The sequence below is a fragment of the Gaoshiqia hydrogeniformans genome, assembly GCF_049347105.1.
Classification (GTDB): Bacteria; Bacteroidota; Bacteroidia; order Bacteroidales; family Prolixibacteraceae; genus Gaoshiqia; species Gaoshiqia hydrogeniformans.
In genome coordinates this window covers 209769-232855 of the sequence record NZ_CP186334.1, presented here as the reverse complement: position 1 = coordinate 232855, position 23087 = coordinate 209769, and the positions used below count along the sequence as shown (strand labels likewise).

The following is a 23087-nucleotide window of genomic DNA, read 5'->3' as shown; positions in this document are numbered from 1 at the left end:
GCAATGGTCTTCGCATCCGCTTCATTAGTTTGGTTTTTGATGGTCGCGTTGACGAATTTCCACCCGGCGGATTTTTCCGCTGATGGTTTTCGGCAATTCATCTGCAAATTCAATGATGCGCGGATATTTGTACGGGGCAGTCACCTGTTTTACATGATCCTGTAATTCTTTGGCCAGGGCTTCGCCTGCCTTGTTTTTGTAGTCTTTTGCCAGGACGACGGTGGCTTTCACGATTTGTCCGCGGATTTCGTCGGGGATGCCGGTTATGGCGCATTCCACAACAGCCGGGTGGGTCATCAGGGCGCTTTCCACTTCAAACGGACCAATGCGGTAACCTGAACTCTTGATCACATCATCAGCACGTCCTACAAACCAGAAATAGCCGTCTTCGTCTTTCCAGGCCAGGTCGCCCGTGTAATATATTCCGTTCGTCATGGCTTCATCTGTGAGTTTCCGATTCCGGTAGTAGCCCTTGAATAGTCCCAGTGGGTATTTTTTATCATAGCGGATCACAATCTGGCCTTGTTCACCGGCCTCTGCCGAACGTCCGTCGGATGTAAGCAAATCAACATCGTAGTGGGGATTTGGCAGGCCCATTGAACCCGGTTTCGGTTCAATCCACGGGCTGGTAAACACCGATAAGGTTGTTTCGCTCTGCCCGTAACCTTCGCGCAGTTTAATGCCGGTCAGCCGATGAAATTGTTCGTAAACTGCCGGATTTAGGGCTTCTCCGGCGATGGTACACCATTCGAGTGCTGATAAATCGTATTTGTTTAAGTCTTCGCGGATGAGGAAGCGGAAAATGGTAGGCGGGGCACAAAGCGAAGTCACTTTGTGCCTGGACAAAACGGCCAGCATATCGGCAGGGGTAAATTTCTCGTGATCATACACAAAAACCGTGGCGCCTGCCAGCCACTGTCCGTACAGTTTTCCCCAAACGGCTTTGAGCCAGCCGGTATCGGCAATCGTCAGGTGGAGGCTGTTTTCGTGAAGCTTGTGCCAATAGCTGGCGGTAACGATGTGGGCCAACGGGTAAACGCTGTCGAGCATAACCATCTTGGGATCGCCGGTAGTACCCGAGGTGAAACTGACAATCAACGGATCGTCGTTTTTTGTAGGTTCGGCGGGGCGTTCAAAAGGTTTAGCCATTTCAATACCTTTGTGAAAATCTTCCCATCCTTCGGGAACGCAGGGACCGATCGAAATCAATTTTTGGATGGAAGGCGATTCGGGTCTGGCATCTTGGATGTTTTTGATGATCAATTCATCTCCGTCGCAAATGATCGCTTTTATGTCGGCTGCATTGTTGCGGTAAACAATGTCTTTTTTGGTTAGCAGGTGAGTGGCGGGAATGATGACGGCTCCGATCTTGTGCAGGGCAATGATGGTGAACCAGAACTCGGCCCGGCGTTTCAGGATGGCCATCACCATATCGCCTTTTTGGATACCGATGGCCGAAAAATAACCGGCAGTCCGGTCCGAAACCGCTTTCAGTTCGCCAAACGTATAAGAGCGGCATTCGCCTTTATCGTTGGTCCAGAGCAAAGCCCGTTTGTCGGGATTGATGGCCGCCCAGCCATCCACCACGTCGTAGGCGAAGTTAAAATCATCGGGCACAATGAGTTCGTAGTTTGCTTTAAAATCTTCAAAATCCTCGAATTTTGTCTGTTTCAGGTATCTTTCAATCATGTGGAGTCGGATTGTTTGGTTTGATTTTGGTTAGAAGGTGATCGCGAGAAATTTTACGGGCTTTCCGCTCATCGCTTTCATCCCGTGCGGCAAGCTTGAATCGAAATAGAGGCTGTCACCTTCGTTTAGAATCAGTTCGTGTCCGCCGATGCTTAGCAGCAGTTTGCCGTCAAGCACATAATTGAATTCGTGTCCGTTGTGGCTGTTCAGGTGCATGGGCGCGTTTTCGGGCACTGGCTCCACGGTAACGATGAACGGGTCAGCTTTCCGGCCAACGAAGCCGGCAGCCAATGCCTGGTATTTGTAAGCACGGGTGCGTTCCATGGCGGTGCCCTGCCCCGATCGGGTCAGATAAAAGGCTTTCATATTTGGTTCGTTACCGAACAGGAGGGCTGTCAGTTCTACCTGGTATTCTTTCGAAATATTTTGCAGCGCGCTGATCGGAATATCTTTTTTCCCGCTTTCGTAACCAAGATATTCTTCTTCGGAGACATGGCAGATCGAGGCGATCTCCTTTGCCGGGATTTCAAGCAGGTCCCGCAATCCGCGGAGCCGCTCTGCAATTTCCTGAATTTGTTTGTTCATACGGGTATACTATTGGTCAAAAAGAACAAATGTAGTTTTTTTCAAGGAATGCCCGGAGAAAACAGCGCCTTCGTTTTATCCTGCCTGCAATATTTTCTTCACTGACGCCGGTTTATAACTGTCGTTTTGCCCGCAAGGCAACCTGTTGCTTTTTCAAAGCAATGCACGGTTTGCAAAACCGCACCAGCGGGGGTGAGGCCCCAGTTATACCCAAAAATAAAAGCCCCCCAAACCGGAAGGCTTTTATTTTAGTACTTGCTTACGCAAAAGGTTCTTTGTTTTTGGTGATTATAAATCCCCTGTTGACAAGGTGCGGATGACATATCCGCACCAGCCGCTACCAACGTTGGGCATATCCCGAAGAGCAGGGTTAGTTCTCTCTCGCAAATTTGACGCCAAATATTCGCCATTTGGCAACCGCCCGTTACCATGTGGACCGGAAACCGCATCCCAAGATTCTCTTAATTGTCGACTTCCGTCACTTAAATTATCATACCAACTTAGTTCAACTCCATCAAATTCTAATTCCGAGTCTAAAGTATATGATTTTAATTGAGAACGCGAACTATAATTTAATGATGCTCCTTCTAATCCATCGGCTGATTTAAGAGAGGCAACTTTTGCAGCCATAACCTTTGCCACGGTTTTATCCGTTGGGGTACCATTCCAGAAATTGTTTCCTTTTAAGGATGCGCTAACCCCACTGGCTATACCGCCTATGGCTGCTCCACTAACACCCCCAACAATACCGGACAAAAGCCCTTGCCCAAAACCGGCGCCATCCAGCCATGCATTGCCTGCTCCTCCAACAAATCCGCCCGCACCCCCTGATGCCGCTCCGCTGAGAAAACTCACCGTTCCTCCAAACTGTGCGAAAGCGCCATAACCCGCAGCTCCGGCTAAACCTCCAATGGCTGCAGCCCCTAAAGCATCCCAGAAATTATTAATTTTTCCGCTAATGGCTTTTGAGGTTACATTAAGCACTGCGCCAATTGCGACGGCAAACCAGAAAAATTCTCCATCGGGATCATTAAATTTCAATGGATTATTCAGTGCATAACTATATCGGTTAAGATTCTGCGTAAAATCCGGCATCTGTACATTCTCATCAACACTCAAAAATCTCCCCACCACCGGGTCGTACAACCGGCCGTTCATGTTCACCAGGCCAAACCAGGGCAGGTGCTCGTGGCCGGTATAGCCGCGGCCCAAAAACAGAGCGGGTTCGGCGCCGGGTGCATAGGCTGTTTGGGTCGCCGGGTCGCGCAGGCGTCCCCAGGCATCAAAGTTTAGCTCCTGTGTCAAAGAACCGTTGCTGTCGGCCAGGTGGGTGATGCTGCCCAGGTAGTCGCGGCATAGGTAGTACAACTGCCAGCTGCCGCTGCCCTGTTTCACGTAAACCGCCGGGAGAAGGCTTTGTTTCAGTTTTTCAAAGAACGCTCAGCTAAGTTAGCAAAAGTTTTAAAGAGCCATCCGGCAGTTACCGGACGGCTTCTTTCTGCGTATTAATTTATCTCTCATTCCCGTTACAAACGACTAACAGCGAACCCCTCGTCATCGCTGCGCTAAGACGAGGGGCAGTTCGGGCAGTTCGGTATGCACCAAAATTGATCAAGGTGGCTGGTCAGCTTTGGCACATCCCGATGAGCAGAGGGGTAGGTGGAAGCTAAGGGATAAAAGAATCAGGAGACAAATTACTCTTCCCGAAATCTTCGATCTTTTTAATTTCAAATTTAACAGGTACTGTAAAGTGAAATAAAATAGGCTTCCCATTCAGTTTTGCCGGACTATCATATTTAATTAATTTGGTAATCCTAATGGCTTCTGCATCTAAATCATTCCTAATGCCTTTTTCAATAATATGATTTTTAGTGGTGCCTAAGGTATCTATAACGTAAGAGACATATACTATTCCTTCTATCGAATCTGAAATTGCCGTTGGAGGATAGATAATTGCAGACTGAATAAATCTCCGTAGGGTTTCTTCTCCCCCTTTAAATAAAGGTCCAGAATCAAATATATACCCCATCTTACAAATACTTGTGTCCTCTTGTGAAAATCCATTTAACGCGGATATCAATATTAAAATTGAAAATAATGTTTTTACCATCTTCTTGGAATTTTATAGATAAAATGCCACCATTTATTACTGTACGACGAGAATGTATAAGGAGGATTATAATCTTTAAATAAATTAAAAATATTCATCCGGTTTTCGGTATACCCAATTGCCCCCATATAATCCATGTTATATCCAGATAATCCTTGATTCTTGTATTGATGTATTACACCCAATCGTTCTTCTGGCATATTTGCGAGACTAAACACCTCAGAATTAGCCAATTTAAGTCCATTCAATCCATTACGTGCAAATCTTCTCATGTGAAAGGATTCTTTCAAATAAGTGTTCATTAAAGCATCGTATGAATCAAAGGCTCCCTCGGTATACCTTATTCCATATTTTGAATGGTCATTCTTATTAAACCAGAAATAACTTTGTCCTTCTCCTCCAACATATTCACCTTTAAGCCCAAAATAGTCCAAAGCCCCCTGATAATTTTCAGAAGCAACAAAATTACTCAATACCTTATCATTTGTTCTGAACCCTTTACCTCTGACAAAGTTAGTTGTTTGTTCAGGCAAAATAATAGCCGATACGCTCGGGTTAAAGCTAAACCCGTTACGGTTAATGTCCCAGGCCGATAAATTCCCGCTCCAACTATTATGGCTGATATTGTAATTAGCCCCAACGGTCAGAAAATTGGTACTTATGGGCAGCCCGGAATAAATTGAAGCACCAGTAGCATAACCTGCACTCAACCCGGAAGAAGGCGACCACGAAATATACGCGGCATTAAAAGCATAACTGGTTCCGGCAAACGCGTACGGCTCACCTGATTTTAAATTAATACCCCCTCCTGCCTGAACACTGGCTAATCCCGGAATGCCTAAAACAGCTGAAAACCCAATACTTAACCCTCCCTTCTTGCTCCAGCTAATATGAGGAAATATCCAGAACAATTCTCCATCCGGATCTGCATATTTCAGCGGGTTGTTCAAACAATAGCTATACCTGTTCAGGTTCTGGCTAAAGTCGGGCAACTGTACGTAATTATCAGGGCTCAGGAAACGCCCTACCGCCGGGTCATACAACCGGCCGTTCATGTTCACCAGGCCAAACCAGGGCAGGTGCTCGTGGCCGGTATAGCCGCGGCCCAAAAACAGAGCGGGTTCGGCGCCGGGTGCATAGGCTGTTTGGGTAGCCGGGTCGCGCAGGCGTCCCCAGGCATCAAAGCTTAGCTCCTGTGTCAAAGAACCGTTGCTGTCGGCCAGGTGGGTGATACTGCCCAGGTAGTCGCGGCATAGGTAGTACAACTGCCAGCTGCCGCTTCCCTGTTTCACGTAAACCGCCGGGGCCGAGTAAGCATCGCCGCCAAGGTACAGCTTTTCTTTTGTACCGCCAAGGCCCAGGTCTTTTTCGTAGCAAGCGCCCAGGTAATGGCGCACCAACTGGATAACGCCGTTTTGCTTCAGTTCCATCTTTACCCGCTGCCCTTCGGCATTGTAGGTAAAGGCGGCCAGGTAGCCGTTTTCGGCGATGTTCAGCGGTTGTTCAAACGAACTGTAAGTAACATTTTGGTTGCGCAGGGGCACGGCATCGGTGGCCAAATCGGCGCCCGAGAGGGCATAAGGCTTACTGCTGTTGGTATAATAAAAGCTACCCACATCGGTTTTCCCGGCCAGGTTGCCTTTATCATCGTAACTGGCCGTGTAAGTTCCGAAGTTGATCAACCGGTTTAAGCCATCGTAGTCAAAACTTTCGGTTTTATTCCGTTTATTATCCTTTCGGCTCAGCAGGTTGCCGGTCGCAGCTTCAAAGCTGTACGCGGCATCCATCAGGTTGCCGGCTGTGCGGCCGGTTGGTATGCCATAGTTATCGTAGCTGTATTGGCGGGCAAGCGGGCCGGTAGTCACGGCAGTTGGCTGCCCCAGTGCATTTTGGGCTGTTAGCTTAAAAATGGAGGTGGCGCCATTCAGCTTAATCTCGGTCAGCTCGCCGTAGTTGTAGGTGTAATGTTCGCTGGTAATGGCGCCGTCCTGGGTCTTAAAAGTTTGGGTTTCCGGGTTGCCATCGGCTTTGTAGGTATAGGCCTTTTCGATCCACAGCCCGTCAGCGCCGGTTTCCTTTTCGGTTTTTAACCTGTCGTAAATGTCGTAGGTATAGACAGTTGATGTGCCGTTGTTGCTGGTAACAGTTTCCAGGAGGCCGTCGGTATTGTAGTTGTAGCTTGTCGAAAGCTCCGGGTAGCTTTTGGAGGTTATCCTTCCGTAATCATCGAAAACCATATTGGTTACCCGGCCTTCGGCATCGGTCTGTTTGTTCAGGTTGCCGGCAGAGTCGTATCCGTAACTTGTTGTTCCGGCAGAAGGGTCAACTAAGGTTATTTGCCGTCCGTACTCGTCATAGTTAATCGCGGTAATTATCCCTCCCGGCGCCTCGATGGTTGAAGGTTGCCCGTCGGGCCGGAGCGTGTAGGTAATGGCGCCGCCCGGGTCTTCGGCTTTCACCAGCTTGCCCAGGGCATCGTAGGTACGGGTAGTGGCAATGCCTTCGCTGGTGGTGGTTGTTTTAAGCCCATCGTACGAGTAGCTTGTTTTTTTGCCCGAAGCCTGGGTTACCGTCAACAGTCGGTCATAACTGTCGTAGGTATAAGTGTTCCAATGCGATGCACTGCCATTTACAGGGGGTGGCGAACCTTCTATTACTCTCCCGTCGCTATAAGCAAAGGGCAGCGATACTTTTTGCAGCCTCCCGTAGCTGTCATACAACTTGTCGATTTGGGACCACAGCCCGTCGAAGCGTTGTACAGCCTGTTCTAGTTCGCGGCCAAAGGCATCGTACCAGGTTCTTTGGGAAGTCTGCCCGGTTGTGAATTGGGTAATATAATACAATCCGTTTGTGTTGACAGTATTCCATCTGTAAATGATTGTGGTAACCAAGCCGAGGGGGTTGGTTTGGGTTTTCATGCGCCCGAATTCGTCGTACCTCAGGCTGGTTTGTTGCCCTTTGTGGTTTTTGATGTAGTCCGGCAATCCGTTAGCCCCATAATGGATTTCGGTGGTAAAAGCCATCGGGTCGGTTTCTGAAATAAGGTGGCCAAAGGCATCGTAACTGTATGTTGTAGTGAGAGTGGCCGATGAGAAACGGGTCTCCTGTTTTGATTTGAGCTTGCCGAAACTGTCGTACGTGTAATTGGCAGCGTACGTCTGTTTACCGTCAACATACCCAATCCGGGCATCAGGCAACATTTTATTGCTGGACGGGAACCAGAAACGCTTCGATGAGTTTAAGCCCGATCGGCTGGTCGTTACAGTTTGGTCGTAAACAAAACCCAGGAAGTAAGCGGCATCGCTGGTTGAGTTAATAAACTTATTGTCGGTAGTTACCGTAATATCACCGTCCAAACTGACTGTTTCACGGGTCGGGTTGCCGTAAATGTCATAGGTAAAACTGCTGGTAGCGTTTGTCTTTTTTAGTTTATCGTAGGTCGTTTTTTGGGTTAGCCGCGTTTTAAGAACTTTGTTGGCCTGCACCGTAACCGAAAACTGGTAGGTATTTTTAGCCGTTGGCGATTCGTCGGTTTTTGGCAACGAATAATTATAAGGGTCAATTTCCTGCACAAACGACCGTCCCCGGATATTGTCGTAGCTGTTAATGCGCCCGAAACCCCGGAAGCCAAGCCCTTGTTTGTGGATGACGGCGTTATCGTAATTATATGAGGTTGACTCCTTTTTTTGCCCGTCCAGCCATACTTCCCGGGTTGACAGCGCCCATAAAGGGCCGTTCAGGTTTTCGTAAGGGAAAACCGCCCCGTAACCTTTGGTATAAACAGGGCCGCTACTGTTGTCTCCCGAGCTGTTCAGCTTCTGATAACCATTCCGGTATTCCACCCCCAAACTACTATAGGCCGCGCTCAGCATGCGTTCGCGGGTATCATCGCGCGAAAATACATACTTGGACACCGTGCCGTCTTTCAGGCACAGCAACTGGCTGAAGATATTCCTGCTGTTAATGCTGGTCGGTATCAGTTTAGAATACGATGTTTTGGAACTATAACATTCAGAAGTAGATGGCGTCCCGTTTTTTGTAAGGTAAGTATAAAAACCGCTTGATGAGTACTTGATCAGGTCGGTTAGCCCATCGCCGTTTACATCCTGCAGCAGCTCCCCGTTGTTATCGGCTGTTGACCGTGTTGTACCGGTAAAGGTGGTCAGGTAAAACTGTCCGTTACCCATCGAATGATAAATCGACCAAGAGTTTCCGTTCGAGAGCGGCGACACGAGCAGGTCGATCAGCCCATCGCCGTCAAATTCGCCCGGCATCAGGTTGCGGCCGGGCAGATTGGTCTTTTTCAAACTGGTGTAAGTGGCTACTTTCCGCAAGGTATAGGTTGAACCGGAAACGTCGAAGGTGTAAATATTGGTCCCCGAATCGTTGATCAGGCAAATGTCGCTTTTGCCGTCGCCATCGTAGTCCATCACGAACAAACGGTCGGTGTTGTCGAAAGCAGCGTCCGGGTCAGTTTGCCTTACACCGACAAAATCAACAACATAGGGGAATACGTAGCCTTCGTAAAGCTTGGAATTGCTTTCCAAATCGAATAAATAGCATTTCGATGTAATGCTGGTATTCCCGATCGGGTTGTGACACGATACGGCCAGCACTTCCATTTTACCGTTCCCGTTAAAGTCGCCCGAAAAATAAAACTTGGGATGAATACTTTTTCCCCCGTCGGCATCGGTCAGCACGGTGGAGAAGTTATAGGTACGGGTATATTTAAGCGCTAAACCCGCGTAAAGGTTGGCCGAATAAACCTTAAAGGTCAACTGGTCATAGCTTTCGTTAATCTTATTGTTCACCTTAACCACTTCTTCCTCATATTTGCCATCTACGTTAGCACAAAAGATATCGATAAACCCGGCTTCCGTGGTCAGACTGGGCACGGGTGAGGCAAATGTTTCAGACAGTCCGGCATAAAGAAAAATTTTCTCGTCTCCTGCATAAAGGTTGTCGTAACGATTCTGCGAGTGCCTGAGCCAAGTCGAATTTCTGTAATGGTTCCAGTAAGGGTTTTTTTCGGGTAATGAAATCAATCCGTCGTCGTCCGACCCGTAATCAAACTTACCTTTAGTCACCCGGATCAATCCCGGAGAGCTCCCGGCAACGAACCACTCCAATAGTTGGACATTACTTGTTGTATAAGCAGTCTGGTTATTCCCTGTTCCGTAGGAAAACAGTAGGGGGTTGAAAGAATTCCCACCGGCCGAATAGTCAATTTGACTTATCACTGAATAATCCTTCGCCGTTGAGTAGCTAACGGAATAGGTATGTAAGGTATTACTTCCGTATTTACAATGGATTTTGGCTAAGCGCCGGTTTTCGTACACACGCAGCCCGCCCTGGTAATTTTCAAAAGGGTCGGTCCTGGATGTATCGTATTCAAATTCAACAGCGGCCCCTCCATTGTCGCCGTAGGTAATTTTAGTGACCAGGTAATGATTGTCGGAAAACAGGTAAGTGTAATTGATCGTGTTTCCCTGAAGATCGGTCAGACTTGTTAAAGGGTATTCCAGGTATTGTGTCGCCGTGTTGGTTGTATAACCAAAAATGCCTTTATTACCGTTGGGGTAAAGCACCTCGAAATATTTCGTCACACTTCCGTTCAGGTATGCAATTGCCCGGATATTGCCTTGTTCACTCTCGTAGCGTATATACCCGGTAGTTTCGCTGGTTTTTATCAAACGCATACCGTCCAGGGCGAGGGCATCATCTTTCGTTCTGCTTATCCCGCCGGGTTGACCGTCGTAATAGATACTTTTGTTTATCCGGGTAATTTTTGAAATCCCGCTTAATCCCCAACCTACCCCGAGCAGACTGTTTCCTGCCGAACTGTTATATACCAGGGCCAACTGGGGCTGAATACCTTTAGGGCCAGGATAAACATCAACGGGAACCTGGTATGTGGCGCCCCCTGTTGGCGAGGTGCCGGGGATGATCGGGATTTCGCCAACTCCTTTGGACTGGTCAATGCTGACAGAAAGTGTGGATGCAAGAGGCGCCATAGCCTGGCTGGCAATACCTGTGGCGCCTGTTTCAGTTTCTTCACTTACATTGGCTTCAACAGGCACCGGTGACTGTTTTATTTCCGGATCAGGATAAAGCGCTTTTTTAACCGAATCTTCCCATAGGTCGAGCTGTTCATCGGTCCAGTTTTCCAGGTCAGGCTTCGGCGCTTTCTTTTTGGACTGTGCCTGACCTTCAAAAGAGAGAAAGATGGCCAGCAGGAACAACGTTATTCCATATCTCATGTAATATTTTGCGTTCATAGCGTTTCAAAATGGTTCAGGTTATTTTTTTATAATTTTCCAGGTTGAAGTTTCTGCCCCAAGGGTGATTTTCATCAGGTAGTAGCCAGCCGGGTGGGAGCTGAGGTCAACAGAGGTCAGGCCGTTTTCAATCCGCCTGGTCAGAATTTTCCGGCCGTTCATGTCGGTAAGGGTTATCGTCCCTTCAGGCAGGTTGCCCGGATTACTGATGCTAACAGACAACATCCCTTCTGTCGGATTTGGGTAAATTTTTATTTCCTGCTGTGCAAGCGTCTCTTCAAAAACCTGTTGTTCCTGAATGGCGCTTTTAGATACATAAGCCGATCTAAGCTCAATGACCCGCTCAGTCCGGTTCCCGGCATTGTCGTAATGGTAACTGATATCCTGAGCACTCAGACTGGCGCCAAATGTGCACAACAGAATAAAACCGATAAGTACAATTTTTCTCATGTAATCAATCATAAATTAGTGTGTCAATTAAATATGTCATCTTTTCTCCCCTTGCCTTCCACACACCGTGGAAAAGGCTTCCACGGTGTATGGAAAAGGCTTCCACGGATCGTGGAAGGCGCTTCCGTAAAATGAGGAAGAAAACGCTTGTTCTTCCGCGGTGGCCCGCTTAGGTCACGGTCAGCTCGGCAGGTAAGCCGCCTGTCCTGATTCCGTTTGTTTTATACAAACTAACCCGCACTTCCAACCGGTAGGTTCCCGCCGCTAAGGCCGGCACCAGGAAATCGACCTGGGCCGGTTTGTTGCGCGATATGGTGGCCACGCGGGTTTCGCTGCCATTGGCTGCAACCAGGAAGATGCCCTGGGCGGCATCGGCCGGGTCGAACTTCAGGCGGCTGCCTTTCAGTTGGGCAATGTTGCCGGGGGTAAGCGACTCGTTGCGGGTCCCGCTGCCCAGGTCGTCGAGGTAAAGCGGGTCGGGCTTCGGGCTGGCCCCCTGCACACGGACCACATTCACCCCGGCGACCATCTCTTTCAGGCGGATGCCGGGGCTTACATTGATCTTCACCGAGTGAACGGAAGGGTTAAAGCTCTCGTCCTCGCGGGTAAAAACGCCTTTTACGGATAGCGAAAGGTTAAACAGGGGCGTGTTCACGGCAAAGCCGTTTTTTACCAATTGTTCAAAGGCCAGAGCGTATTCTTCGAAAACGGCCAGAGCCTCGGCCCTGGTTACTGTTGAACCGCGGCTGATCATCAGGTCGATTACATCGTCCTGGGTTTTGCTTTGCTGGTTTTGTACCACCGCCATGTAGTCGGTCGGGTCGGTGGTCAGGTGGTTTTCAAACAGGGCATAGTTTAATGCCATCATCATTGGTTTTTTATCTGAAAACGGTTATCTCGCAAACATGCACCGGGCAAAAGCTGATGTTAAAATAACCCGGCACACGAAAAACAGGGCTGTCCGCCGGGCAGGGCTGCCGTTTGGACTAAGGTTAATTAACTGGCCGGAATAATAAAGATCGAATCGACTAAACCGGCTTCATGGGTTAATTCACTGAGCCAGTCGGAAGTACCCCCCCGTTATGTGTTGTTAAGCAGAAATATTTTGTTCAGGAAAAGTTGGATTTTGTTCGTCAAAGACAGGGGTTCAAAAACACCCCCAAAAAGTATGCTTTCGTTGTAAAAAACGAACATTTCAATTTTGGTGAACAAAATAATACGGGTGAAAAAAGTGAAAAGAAGTGATCGGTAATCGGTGATCAGTAAACGGTAAACGGTAAACAGTGAACGGTGGTCAGTGTGCAACGGAGGATTTGGTTGGTCATTGGATAATTGGTCATTGGGCATGGAGCTTTGAGCATGGGGCGTGGGGTATGAGGCATGGACTTGCTCTCTGCGTTAAAGAAAGTGCCTGAGTACCTGAGTGGCAAAGTAACAAAGTAAAAGGCGGCTTGCTACCGTTGTCCGTTCTCCATTCTCCCGTCTCCGGTAATTGCTCCGTGCTCTCCGCCCCATGCCGTATTTCCGCATTCGTGTTTATATCTTCTTCTGTCGGCCATGGCGGGTGCGGCGCATGAGGCCCTGGCGTTCTTTGTTGTCCCGTGGCTGCGCCTTGCTGCTACTTGCCTGCCAGCTCCCCGGGTGTCGCCTCCCGCCGGTCGGCTTACCCGGGGCTACCGATATGTCACCCCTCCGGGGTGGAGGGTAAGCAGTAATCGGTGATTCAGTATTCAGTGTCACTCTGCGAAACTTTGCGGCTTCTTGGCGTTCCCGGCGTTAAAAAAGTGCCTGAGTACCTAAGTGGCAAAGTAACAAAGTGAAAGGCGGCTTGCTAACGTTGTCCCGTCTCCGTTAATTGGTCATTGGAGCATGGAGTATGGGGCATGGACTTGCTCTCTGCGTTAAAGAAAGTGCCTGAGTACCTGAGTGGCAAAGTAACAAAGTAAAAGGCGGCTTGCTACCGTTGTCCGTTCTCCATTCTCCCGTCTCCGGTAATTGCCCTTCGCCCCGTGCTCTCCGCCCCATGCCGTATTTCCGCCTTCGTGTTTAAATCTTCTTCTGTCGGCCCTGGCGGGTGCGGCGCATGAGGCCCTGGCGTTCTTTGTTGTCCCGGTGGCTGCGCCTTGCTGCTACTTGCCTGCCAGCTCCCCGGGTGTCGCCTCCCGCCGGTCGGCTTACCCGGGGCTACCGATATGTCACCCCTCCGGGGTGGAGGGTAAGCAGTAATCGGTGATTCAGTATTCAGTGTCACTCTGCGAAACTTTGCGGCTTCTTGGCGTTCCCGGCGTTAAAGAAGTGCCTGAGTACCTAAGTGGCAAAGTAAAACTACGTCTTACTACCTTTCTCCATTCTCCGTTCTCCCGTTTCCGGTCATCAGCTCAGTTTGTTTTTGTAATCCTCGTAATCAAATTGGCGGATCAACCGGAATTCGCCGTTGGGTTTGATGATGCCGATGGACGGGTGCTGCACGCCGTTGAAAAAGGTGGTTTTCACCATCGTGTAGTGGATCATGTCTTCCAGGATCAGGTTGTCGCCTGTTTGCAAGGCTTCGTTGAACGACCAGTAGCCGAAATAATCGCCGCTGAGGCAGGTGTTTCCACCCATGCGGTAAGTTGGTTTTCCGTCAACTGCTTGCGAACTGGCATAGCGGATGCGGGGCTGATATGGCATTTCGAGGCAGTCGGGCATATGGGCGGCAAACGATACGTTGAGCATGGCGGTTTTGATGCCTTTATTTTCTACCACATCCAGTACGGTTGTTTTCAAAAAGCCGGTTTCCCAGGCAAAGGCGCTGCCTGGTTCCAGGATGATGTGTAGCTGAGGGTAACGCGATTTTAATTCCTTTAAAAGACGGATTAAATGTTCAGTATCGTATCCTTTTCGGGTCATCAGGTGTCCTCCGCCCATGTTCAGCCATTTTATCTGTTTCAGAAAAGGGCCGAACTTTTCTTCTACGGCTGCCAGCGTTTTTTCCAGGTCGGTTGAATACGATTCGCACAGGGTATGAAAATGCAGCCCGTCGATGCCTTCGGGCAGTTGGTTGCCCAGTTGTTCGGCGACAATGCCTAAACGCGAGCCAGGGGCGCAGGGATTGTACAGTTCGGTTTCCACTTCCGAAAATTCGGGGTTAATGCGTAAGCCTACCGAAATCGCTTTGCCGGATGCCTTAATCATCGGGTAGAAACGTTCGTACTGGCTCAGCGAGTTGAAGGTAATATGGCTCGAAAGCCGGATAATCTCGGGGAAGGTTTCCTGATCGTACACGGGGGCGTAGGTGTGTGCCGGGCTTTTCATTTCCTCTGCACACAGTCTGGCTTCGTGCAGCGAGCTGGCCGTTGCTCCGCTGATGTATTCCCGGACAATCGGGAAGGAGCTCCACATGGCAAAACCTTTGAAGGCCAGGATAATTTCCACTCCCGAACGACCGGAGACCGATTTGATCAGTTCCAGATTTTTACGCAGCAGGTTTTCTTCAAGCACAAAACAAGGAGAGGGAATTTCCGGATATTCAACACGCATGATTAAGGTATTTTTGTGGTTTGTGTTACGACAAAACGCGTTTCAGCTCTTCTTCCAGGTCGTTTCTTAATTCGCGGCTTGCCGGGTACAAAGGCAGGCGTACGACGCCGGTTGATTTACCCATGATTTCCATCAAGGCTTTGACGCCAACGGGGTTTCCTTCGCGGAAAATCAGTTTGAGCAGATCGACCAGTTGCAGGTGCAGCTCGCGTGATTCGGCAAACTGCCCGTTATTGGCAAAATGAACCAGCCGGCTCAGTTTTTCGGGCAGGGCATTGGCGATGACCGAAATAACGCCGATTCCGCCCACGGCGATCACCGGCAGGGCCAGCACATCGTCGCCCGAGATGACAGCAAACTGTTCGGGGCCGTGTTTGACCATCCTGGCGACCTGAGACGATTCGCCCGAGGCTTCTTTAACGGCAATAACATTCGGACAGGCATTGGCAACAGCAACCGATGTTGCTGCCTCCATATTCACCCCCGTACGCGACGGAACATTGTACAAAACGACCGGCACCGGACTGGCCTTGGCCACCAGCTTGTAATGTTCAATCAAGCCCGGTTGCGAGGGGCGGTTGTAATAAGGCGTAACCGACAGGATCCCGGCAATACCTTCAAAATCGGTGTCTTCGATGTTTTTGATGATTTTATAAGGATCATTTCCGCCCATCCCGAGCATGACGGGGACCCGCTTATTGGCTTTTGACTTAATGCATTGAACGACTTCTTTTTGCTCACCGGCAGAAAGGGTAGGGGTTTCGGCTGTTGTTCCCAAAGCCACCAAATAATCCATACCGGATGAAATCTGGTCTTCAACCAGTTCCTCCAGCGCATTAAAATCAATCGAATAATCTTCTTTAAACGGAGTGATCAGGGCAACCCCTGCGCCTTTAAAAAGGTGTGTCATGCTGTTTCTTCTTTATTGTATTTCGGTTAAATAATGGGTAATCTGATCAACCAGAAAACCGGATTCCCGGCGTTTGCTGACATCAATGCTGAGGTCAAAAAAATCGGGCCGGGCATCCGACCAGCCTGTTTTAAATGAAGCCATTGAAAGCGCCCGGATCACCTGGGCTTCCCGGCCCGACGACATGCTGATATCGATTAACAGGTCAAAGGGCGAATTCAGGAAACCGGTCAGCTTGTCGCTTTTGGGCATACCCCGGAAATTGAAATCATGCTCGCTGATACAATTGGCCAGGTTGTCGGCCGATCCGGCAATGAAGCAAAGATCAGTGCACCTGATCTGCTTTTGCGACAGGGTCCTTTTCAGGCGTTCAACAGCGGCGCGGTCCTCACAATTAAAGATGATACCGGCTGTTTTTGCTGATTCCAGGTTAAAGAACTTTTTTGTTCGCTTTAAGGATTTTATCCTTCGGTTGACCTGCCAATTAACCAATTGATCTTTTATTCCCATAAGTTGCCGCAAAAATAAGAATTTGTTTGTGAATAAACTTCGAACTTTGAAAAAGTAATCTTAAGATTCGTTAATCCTGTTTGATTTGTAATGAAAATGCCTTCAAAAACTGGATTTTGTAAAAATATCGTGTCAAAATCTTTTATTCTATCATTTTTAGAAAATCATCTTCAGAGATGACCGGAATACCTAATTTCTCAACTTTTTCGAGCTTCGCGGGGCCGATATTGCTTCCCCCCAACAAGTAGGAGGTGTTTTTTGAGATTGAACCGACATTCTTTCCCCCGTTTTTTTCAATCAGTTCTTTCAGTTCGTCGCGCGAATAGTTCTCGAATGTTCCGGAAATAACAATACTTAGTCCTTCCAGCTTGTTGCTCCGTTTGGTTACAATCGATTGATCAAGTTCTAACTGTAGACCTTTTTCCTGTAAACGCCTGATTGTTTTGATATTGCTTTCCTCTTGAAAATAGGCCAGTACGCTTTCGGCAATTTTGCCTCCGATTTCATCAATATTGGTCAGTTCTTCGAGGCTGGCCGACCTGATCCGGTCGATATGAACCAGCTTTTGTGCCAGTTTCTTGGCTACCGTTTCGCCCACGAAGCGGATGCCTAACGCGAACAAAACCCGCTCAAAAGGTACGTTTTTCGATTCTTCAAGACTTTTCAGGATGCGTTCGGCCGATTTTTCGCCCATTCGTTCCAACGGAATGAGTTGATCGGCCGTGAGGTCGTACAAATCGGCGCTGTGACGGATCAGCCCCTGGTTATAAAGCAACTCGATGGTTTCTTGTCCCAAACCATCGATATTCATTGCCTTACGGCTGATAAAATGTTCGATTTTGCCTTTGATTTGCGGGGGACAGCCGGTTTCGTTCGGGCAGTAGTGGGCGGCTTCGCCTTCGCGGCGGACCAATGCCGATCCGCATTCGGGGCAATGCGTGATAAATTCGACTTTTTGCGCCAGCGGATGCCGTAAGGAGTCGTTTACATCGACAATTTTGGGAATGATTTCTCCTCCTTTTTCCACGAAAACCACATCGTTGAGGTGTAAATCCAGTTTGTTGATGATGTCGGCGTTATGCAACGAGGCCCGTTTTACGACAGTTCCGGCCAGGAGTACGGGAGTGAGGTTGGCTACCGGGGTTACGGCGCCGGTACGCCCCACCTGGAAGCTGACCGATTCGAGCGTGGTGCTTACCTGCTCGGCTTTAAATTTATAGGCGATGGCCCAGCGCGGCGATTTAGCCGTGAATCCCAGGTTGTTCTGCAAACGCCTGGAATTTACTTTGATAACAATGCCGTCGGTGGCTACAGGTAGTTTAAACCGTTCGGTGTCCCACTCGCGGATAAAATTGATCACCTCCTGAATGTTGGCACATCTCCGGGTGTGGTCCGATATTTTGAAGCCCCAGCGCTGCGCATGGCCGAGGGTTTCGAAATGCCCGTCGTCGGGTAGGTTTTCGCCCAGCAGGTAATAAAAATAAGCGTCGAGCCGGCGTTTGGCCACTTCGGCCGAATTTTGCATTTTCAGTGTTCCCGATGCCGCATTGCGCGGATTGGCAAAAGGCGTTTCCCCGTTTTCTTCGCGGGCCTGGTTGAGTTCGGCAAATACAGCAAAGGGTAACAACACTTCGCCCCGGATTTCAAATTTCGCCGGAAAATCATTCCCGGTCAGTTTGAGCGGAATACTCCGAATGGTTCGGACATTGGCCGTGACATCGTCGCCCTTTTCGCCGTCGCCGCGGGTTACAGCCCGCACCAGTTGGCCGTTTTCGTAGCTCAGGCTGATTGAAGTCCCGTCGAATTTCAGTTCGCAGACAAACTCGTAAGGCTCGTTAATCAGCTTTTTGATCCGTTGGTCAAAATCAACCAGTTCGCCCTCAGAGTAACTGTTCGAGAGCGATAGCATGGGGTATTGGTGTTTCACCTGCACAAACTCCTGGTTGATGTCGCTGCCGATCCGTTGCGATGGCGAATTGGGATCGAAAAACTCCGGGTGTTCAGCTTCCAGTGTTTCCAATTCCTTCAGCTTCATGTCGAACTCGTAATCGCTGACGGTGGGCTGCGAAAGCACATAATACTGGTAATTAAATATTTCCAGCTCTTTTCTGAGTTTATCAATTTGTTGTTTTGCCAATTCCTTGTCCATAGCTTTAAATTTGCACTAAAATACGAAAACAGATCAGAAAGAAAATTGGTTTCTTTGTATAAATAAGGACAGACAGATCCGGTCGAGTCCGGTCATTTATCAAAATCGATTATAAAAACAGACAGAAGATGAAACAAATTATTTCAACTGAACAGGCCCCGGCGGCCATTGGCCCGTACAGCCAGGCTGTGGCAGTAAACGGAACCTTGTACATTTCCGGTCAGGTGCCCATCGATCCCTCGACCGGGAAAGTGGTGGAAGGCGGAATTACCGAACAAACCAAGCAGGTGATGACAAATATCGGAGCTATTCTAACCGCTGCCGGCTACCGCTATGCCGATGTGGTAAAATCAACCTGTTTGCTGAGCGATATGGCTGACTTTAAGGCGATGAACGAAGTGTATGGCTCGTATTATCCGGAAAATCCGCCGGCGCGGGCAGCTTTTGCCGTGAAAGAATTGCCACTGGGGGTGCTGATCGAGATTGAGACAATTGCGGTGAAATAGGCCTTGTTCCGGCGGCGGGCGACAGTTTTCTGCAACCATCATTAATCGGGTGAAAATAAGTTTGCGGAAGGCTTTTGTCCCTGTCCGCAATTCAGGGAGTGGCCATTTTTTCGCTGTATGGTAGTTTCACGGTAAATGTGCTTCCTTTCCCGACTTCAGATTCCAGCTCAATCCGGCCGTTTAATGCTTCGGCCAGTCCTTTGCTGATTGACAGTCCAAGACCAAAACCATTACGGGTGATGGTTGCATCCAGGCTCTGTTTAAAACGTTCGAATATCAGGCTATGCCTGTCCTTCGGAATTCCCGGACCGGTATCCTGTACAAAAATGTTTACCTGCTCGGAGGACGACCGGAAACCGATGCTTACCGAGCCCTTTTCGGTATATTTGATGGCATTTTCAATTAAATTAGCCAGAATCTGGTTTAAACGGTCGGGGTCGGTGTCAACAAAAAATGGTTTTTGCTCCATTTCGTTCAGGAACCTGAATTCCAGGTTTTTTTCCTGTAAAACAGAACCGGGCGCCAGGTACGACCGGTGCAAATTATTGATCAATTCATGCAGATCAATCGTCTTCTTGTTTACAGAGATCATGTTTTCCTGTATTTTGGAAATCTCAATGATGTCGTTGATGATTTTTAAAAGTAACTGGTTGTTCCGGTTAATCAATTCGATGTACTGTTGTTTCTTTTCGGGCGGTAACTCATCCTCGCACAACAGGTTGCTGAATCCCAGGATGCCGTTTAAGGGCGTCCGTATTTCGTGCGACATGTTCGACAGGAAGGCTGTTTTCAGTCGATCCGATTCTTCCGCTTTGATTTTTGCTTTCCTGAGCTCGTCCTGAACTTTATTTTTTCGTCTGATCTCGTTATCAATCAGTATAAACAAAAAAACCGAGGTGATAAAAATGAAAAACCATCCTTTATAGGTCTGCAATTTAGACAAGTAAATGACGTCGGAGGTGAAGGTTTGAACAAATCTGTCTGAAAACAGAATCCATAGAAAGCTAACAGACAGATAGATCAGGGTGATTTTTAAGGAACTTTTCATTTTGTTTGGCTTAATATGATTAATTGCATGACTACCTGCAAACAAATTTTCTTAACCCATTGCTAAAATCAGACAAAACAGAACCGTGTACGTATAACTACTTCGGTGTAAATCGTTAATTTCGGTTTCAAAAACAAAATTCAAAGCGACCCGTTTTTTGGTTTATCCGAAGATTTTGTTTGTTAACATGTTACGAATGAGTAACGCAAAAGTTATTGAAATGTTTTACATCGAGAACGATACCTTGCTTCCTGTTGAAGAAATGAAACCGCCCGAAGGGGTGAAGAAACAGGTTTACGAAGTTTTACGCGTGATCGGCGGGAAACCCTTGTTCTGGGAAGACCATTTTGCCCGGTTTTTAAAGTCCTGCGAGCTTTCGGTGATCGAAACCCTTGAAACGAAAAGTCTGTTTTACAACCAGTTGGCCCGGTTGATCACGGTGAACCGGTTGATTGAAGGGAATATCCGCCTTGATTTGTTTCAGCAGGAAGCGGGAGCCACGATCCGTTACTCGCTGATACCCCACAAATATCCTTCACCTCTTGATTATCAGCAAGGCGTAGAAGTTGGCTTGTTTCATGCCATGCGTGAGAATCCGCAGGCCAAGGTGGTTTTGCCGTCAGTGCGGGAGCGGGCCAACCAGCTCATTGCCGAAAAACGACTGTATGAGGTGCTGTTGGTTGATCAGCGTGGCTTAATTACCGAGGGGAGTCGTTCGAACGTGTTTTTCCTGAAAGAAGGGAGGTTTTTTACGCCGCCGGCATCGCAGGTGTTGCCCGGAATCACCCGGATGAAAGTGATCGATTGTATGGGGCTGATGAACGCCGAATTGGAGGAAACGGCTGTTCCGGTCGATGAATTGAACCGGTATGAAGCTGTTTTTCTGACCGGGACCTCAGTTGGTGTATTACCGGTTTCGGTTGTTGAAGGGGACCGTTTCAGTGTTGAGAATGAACTTCTGCATCAGCTGATCGTCACATATAACCGGTATGTTGATGACTACCTGATGGTTTCTCCTTGGGTGTAAATCCTTTGTGAAGAAATCAGTTTACCGGGCAAAATTCAGCTTAACGAAACCATCCTTTACCGGTTTATACCTATCTTTGTCTTTGCTGGAACTTGGAACTTGGAACTTGGAACTCAAAACTTGGAACTCAAAACTCAAAACTAATAATTATATATATGTCTGAATTTTTCTATCAAAAACCATTTCCCGTTAAAAAAGATACCACCGAATACCGGTTGCTGACTAAAGATTATGTTTCGACCGTTGCGGTTGACGGACGCACCATCCTGAAGGTTGATCCGAAAGGACTGGAATTGCTGGCCCGTGAAGCCATTGCTGATGTCTCTTTCTACCTACGCTCGTCTCATCTGGAAAAAGTGAGGAGTATCCTGGATGATCCGGAAGCGACAGATAACGACCGCTTTGTGGCGCACACCATGCTGATTAACCAGGTGGTGGCAGCCGAAGGCGAGTTGCCAACCTGCCAGGATACCGGAACAGCGATTGTGATCGGTAAAAAGGGTGAAAACGTGTGGACCGGCGGCAACGATGCCCTGCACTTATCGAAGGGAGTTTACGACATTTACAAGGAACGTAACCTGCGTTATTCACAGGTTGTTCCGCTCACCATGCTCGATGAGAAGAATACCGGGTCAAACCTGCCTGCACAGATCGATATTTATGCGGAAGAAGGGAATCAATACGAGTTCCTTTTTATTACAAAAGGTGGCGGTTCGGCAAACAAAACCTTCCTGTACCAGCAAACAAAAGCCTTGCTGACCGAAGAAAACCTGACCAAATTTGTAAAGGAAAAAATTAAAGATATCGGTACTTCAGCATGTCCTCCGTATCACCTGGCCCTGGTCATTGGCGGAACATCGGCCGAATCGACCCTTGCTGTCGTTAAAAAAGCATCTGCCGGTTACCTCGATCATTTACCTACCGAAGGGAACGATGGAGGACAAGCATTCCGTGATCTGGAATGGGAGGAAAAGGTATTGAAAATCTGTCAGGAAAGTGGAGTTGGCGCCCAGTTTGGAGGAAAATATTTCGTACACGACGTCCGGGTCATCCGTTTGCCGCGACATGCTGCTTCCTGTCCGGTTGGTTTGGGAGTTAGTTGCAGCGCCGACCGTAACATTAAAGCAAAGATTACCGAAGACGGTATTTTTGTTGAACAATTGGAAAAGAACCCGCGTAAGTTTATGCCCGAACGGGCGCCCGAACTGGCGGCGCCGGTTGATATCGATCTGGACCGTCCGATGCCCGAGGTTTTGGCCGAATTGTCGAAATACCCGGTTAAAACCCGCCTGAACCTGCGCGGAACACTGATTGTCGCCCGGGATATTGCTCATGCACAAATCAAAAAAATGATTGACGAAGGCAAGCCAATGCCCGACTACTTTAAAAATCATCCGGTATATTATGCCGGCCCGGCAAAAACTCCGAAAGGGATGGCTTCGGGAAGCTTTGGCCCGACAACTGCCGGGCGTATGGACTCGTACGTCGACCTGTTTCAGAGCCTGGGCGGATCGATGGTGATGGTGGCTAAAGGCAACCGGTCAAAACAAGTTACCGAAGCCTGCAAAAAGCATGGTGGCTTCTACCTGGGTTCAATCGGCGGTCCGGCGGCAATCCTGGCAAAAGAAAGCATCAAGTCGGTTGAAGTTGTTGATTTTGAAGAGTTGGGAATGGAAGCTGTTCGAAAAATCCGGGTGGAAAATTTTCCGGCTTTCATCATTGTCGACGATAAAGGGAACGATTTCTTTGAACAACTATAAAAGGAAGAGAGCCTGTATCAAAACACCGTGGCAGGGTTATCCCGAACTTGTTTTGGGATAACCCTGCCCTGATAAGCAGATTCAGAAATAAATCCGGGATGAATTTAACTGATTTGGCGTTTTGATATAAGCTCGATAAACACCCTTATGATTTGAATAGGAACCAACCTGTTTTTTCAGCTTTTGCCCAACGGCCCGGGACCCATTTCCACCCTTTGGGCATTTCCTTCCAATAACCTGCGGTCCATCTCTTGTCTTCGGGCGCCTGCACCCAGGTTGAACCGACCCACAGGTACATTTTCTGCTGGCGCGACCAAATCCAGTTTACGGGAACCAACACATAATTGTGGCCCGGTTTGGGCGGAGTTTCCATAAAATTGGCCGGTGGAACGGGTTTTTCGGGCACAACAATTTGCGCTGATGTTTCGGTCCCGCAGAACAGCAGGGCCATGATCCCGATTGCTGCAATGGATATGAATTGTTTCATGGTGGTATCATTTATGTGTATTGTTTACCAATAACAATGCCAACTGTTCATGCCGGTCC

General features: G+C 48.4%; 16 protein-coding genes. 3 read left to right on the top strand and 13 right to left on the bottom strand.

Translation table 11 applies throughout. From position 1 onward, the window contains the following. Positions 1-24: 24 nt before the first annotated feature. The 11 genes from ACOIT5_RS01030 to ligA form a co-directional block, all read right to left on the bottom strand. Positions 25-1689 (bottom strand): AMP-binding protein, encoded by a 1665-nt coding sequence (locus ACOIT5_RS01030; protein WP_423128615.1) that lies wholly within the window; start codon positions 1687-1689, stop codon positions 25-27. Positions 1690-1719: 30 nt separating this feature from the next. Continuing rightward, positions 1720-2274, bottom strand: a complete 555-nt coding sequence (locus ACOIT5_RS01025) for a helix-turn-helix domain-containing protein (RefSeq protein WP_423128614.1) — start codon at positions 2272-2274, stop codon at positions 1720-1722. 288 nt (positions 2275-2562) lie between these two features. Further along, complete coding sequence (locus ACOIT5_RS01020) at positions 2563-3642, bottom strand: RHS repeat domain-containing protein (protein WP_423128613.1); 1080 nt, start codon at positions 3640-3642, stop codon at positions 2563-2565. Between the two features lie 298 nt (positions 3643-3940). Beyond that, entirely contained in the window at positions 3941-4384 is a 444-nt protein-coding gene (locus tag ACOIT5_RS01015) for an energy transducer TonB (protein ID WP_423128612.1), read from the bottom strand. Next, entirely contained in the window at positions 4378-10644 is a 6267-nt protein-coding gene (locus tag ACOIT5_RS01010; protein ID WP_423128611.1) for an RHS repeat-associated core domain-containing protein, read from the bottom strand. Before ACOIT5_RS01010 ends, ACOIT5_RS01015 begins: the two co-directional genes overlap by 7 nt. 39 nt (positions 10645-10683) lie before the next feature. Next, positions 10684-11112 carry a T9SS type A sorting domain-containing protein gene (locus ACOIT5_RS01005; protein WP_423128610.1) on the bottom strand — a complete coding sequence of 143 codons (429 nt, stop codon included), beginning with the start codon at positions 11110-11112 and terminating at the stop codon, positions 10684-10686. A 169-nt stretch (positions 11113-11281) separates the two neighbouring features. Further along, positions 11282-11983, bottom strand: coding sequence for a DNA-binding domain-containing protein (locus ACOIT5_RS01000; protein ID WP_423128609.1), 702 nt, complete (start codon positions 11981-11983; stop codon positions 11282-11284). A gap of 1502 nt (positions 11984-13485) precedes the next feature. Beyond that, positions 13486-14631 (bottom strand): carboxynorspermidine decarboxylase, encoded by a 1146-nt coding sequence (gene nspC / locus ACOIT5_RS00995; RefSeq protein WP_423128608.1) that lies wholly within the window; start codon positions 14629-14631, stop codon positions 13486-13488. A 25-nt stretch (positions 14632-14656) separates the two neighbouring features. Further along, positions 14657-15541, bottom strand: coding sequence for a 4-hydroxy-tetrahydrodipicolinate synthase (dapA, locus tag ACOIT5_RS00990; RefSeq protein ID WP_423128607.1), 885 nt, complete (start codon positions 15539-15541; stop codon positions 14657-14659). Positions 15542-15553: 12 nt separating this feature from the next. Next, complete coding sequence (locus ACOIT5_RS00985; RefSeq protein ID WP_423128606.1) at positions 15554-16051, bottom strand: DUF6913 domain-containing protein; 498 nt, start codon at positions 16049-16051, stop codon at positions 15554-15556. 142 nt (positions 16052-16193) lie between these two features. Beyond that, positions 16194-18200 (bottom strand): NAD-dependent DNA ligase LigA, encoded by a 2007-nt coding sequence (ligA, locus tag ACOIT5_RS00980; protein ID WP_423128605.1) that lies wholly within the window; start codon positions 18198-18200, stop codon positions 16194-16196. 128 nt (positions 18201-18328) lie between these two features. Here ligA and ACOIT5_RS00975 point away from each other — a divergent pair, with 128 nt between their 5' ends. After that, positions 18329-18706, top strand: a complete 378-nt coding sequence (locus ACOIT5_RS00975) for a RidA family protein (protein ID WP_423128604.1) — start codon at positions 18329-18331, stop codon at positions 18704-18706. A gap of 91 nt (positions 18707-18797) precedes the next feature. Here the strand turns inward: ACOIT5_RS00975 and ACOIT5_RS00970 are convergent, their stop codons facing one another. Beyond that, positions 18798-19754 carry a sensor histidine kinase gene (locus ACOIT5_RS00970; protein WP_423128603.1) on the bottom strand — a complete coding sequence of 319 codons (957 nt, stop codon included), beginning with the start codon at positions 19752-19754 and terminating at the stop codon, positions 18798-18800. Between the two features lie 196 nt (positions 19755-19950). Between ACOIT5_RS00970 and ACOIT5_RS00965 the strand changes: the two genes are divergently transcribed. Both ACOIT5_RS00965 and ACOIT5_RS00960 read left to right on the top strand, forming a co-directional pair. After that, entirely contained in the window at positions 19951-20781 is an 831-nt protein-coding gene (locus ACOIT5_RS00965) for an aminotransferase class IV (RefSeq protein ID WP_423128602.1), read from the top strand. Positions 20782-20936: 155 nt separating this feature from the next. Then, a complete protein-coding gene (locus ACOIT5_RS00960) occupies positions 20937-22541 on the top strand; it encodes a fumarate hydratase (protein WP_423128601.1) in 1605 nt (534 codons plus the stop codon). A gap of 145 nt (positions 22542-22686) precedes the next feature. Here ACOIT5_RS00960 and ACOIT5_RS00955 read toward each other — a convergent pair whose 3' ends face one another. Further along, positions 22687-23028 (bottom strand): hypothetical protein, encoded by a 342-nt coding sequence (locus ACOIT5_RS00955; protein WP_423128600.1) that lies wholly within the window; start codon positions 23026-23028, stop codon positions 22687-22689. Between the last annotated feature and the right edge of the window lie 59 nt (positions 23029-23087).

What these genes read in the sequence shown, in the direction of transcription:
- ACOIT5_RS00970 (WP_423128603.1), bottom strand. Translation starts at nt 19,754, where the DNA reads ATGAAAAGTTCCTTAAAAATCACCCTGATCTATCTGTCTGTTAGCTTT.
- ACOIT5_RS00955 (WP_423128600.1), bottom strand. Translation starts at nt 23,028, where the DNA reads ATGAAACAATTCATATCCATTGCAGCAATCGGGATCATGGCCCTGCTG.
- ACOIT5_RS00960 (WP_423128601.1), top strand. Translation starts at nt 20,937, where the DNA reads ATGTCTGAATTTTTCTATCAAAAACCATTTCCCGTTAAAAAAGATACC.
- ACOIT5_RS00985 (WP_423128606.1), bottom strand. Translation starts at nt 16,051, where the DNA reads ATGGGAATAAAAGATCAATTGGTTAATTGGCAGGTCAACCGAAGGATA.
- dapA (WP_423128607.1), bottom strand. Translation starts at nt 15,541, where the DNA reads ATGACACACCTTTTTAAAGGCGCAGGGGTTGCCCTGATCACTCCGTTT.
- ACOIT5_RS01010 (WP_423128611.1), bottom strand. Translation starts at nt 10,644, where the DNA reads ATGAGATATGGAATAACGTTGTTCCTGCTGGCCATCTTTCTCTCTTTT.
- ACOIT5_RS00965 (WP_423128602.1), top strand. Translation starts at nt 19,951, where the DNA reads ATGAGTAACGCAAAAGTTATTGAAATGTTTTACATCGAGAACGATACC.
- ACOIT5_RS01005 (WP_423128610.1), bottom strand. Translation starts at nt 11,112, where the DNA reads ATGAGAAAAATTGTACTTATCGGTTTTATTCTGTTGTGCACATTTGGC.
- ACOIT5_RS00975 (WP_423128604.1), top strand. Translation starts at nt 18,329, where the DNA reads ATGAAACAAATTATTTCAACTGAACAGGCCCCGGCGGCCATTGGCCCG.
- nspC (WP_423128608.1), bottom strand. Translation starts at nt 14,631, where the DNA reads ATGCGTGTTGAATATCCGGAAATTCCCTCTCCTTGTTTTGTGCTTGAA.
- ACOIT5_RS01030 (WP_423128615.1), bottom strand. Translation starts at nt 1,689, where the DNA reads ATGATTGAAAGATACCTGAAACAGACAAAATTCGAGGATTTTGAAGAT.
- ACOIT5_RS01025 (WP_423128614.1), bottom strand. Translation starts at nt 2,274, where the DNA reads ATGAACAAACAAATTCAGGAAATTGCAGAGCGGCTCCGCGGATTGCGG.
- ACOIT5_RS01000 (WP_423128609.1), bottom strand. Translation starts at nt 11,983, where the DNA reads ATGATGATGGCATTAAACTATGCCCTGTTTGAAAACCACCTGACCACC.
- ACOIT5_RS01015 (WP_423128612.1), bottom strand. Translation starts at nt 4,384, where the DNA reads ATGGTAAAAACATTATTTTCAATTTTAATATTGATATCCGCGTTAAAT.
- ligA (WP_423128605.1), bottom strand. Translation starts at nt 18,200, where the DNA reads ATGGACAAGGAATTGGCAAAACAACAAATTGATAAACTCAGAAAAGAG.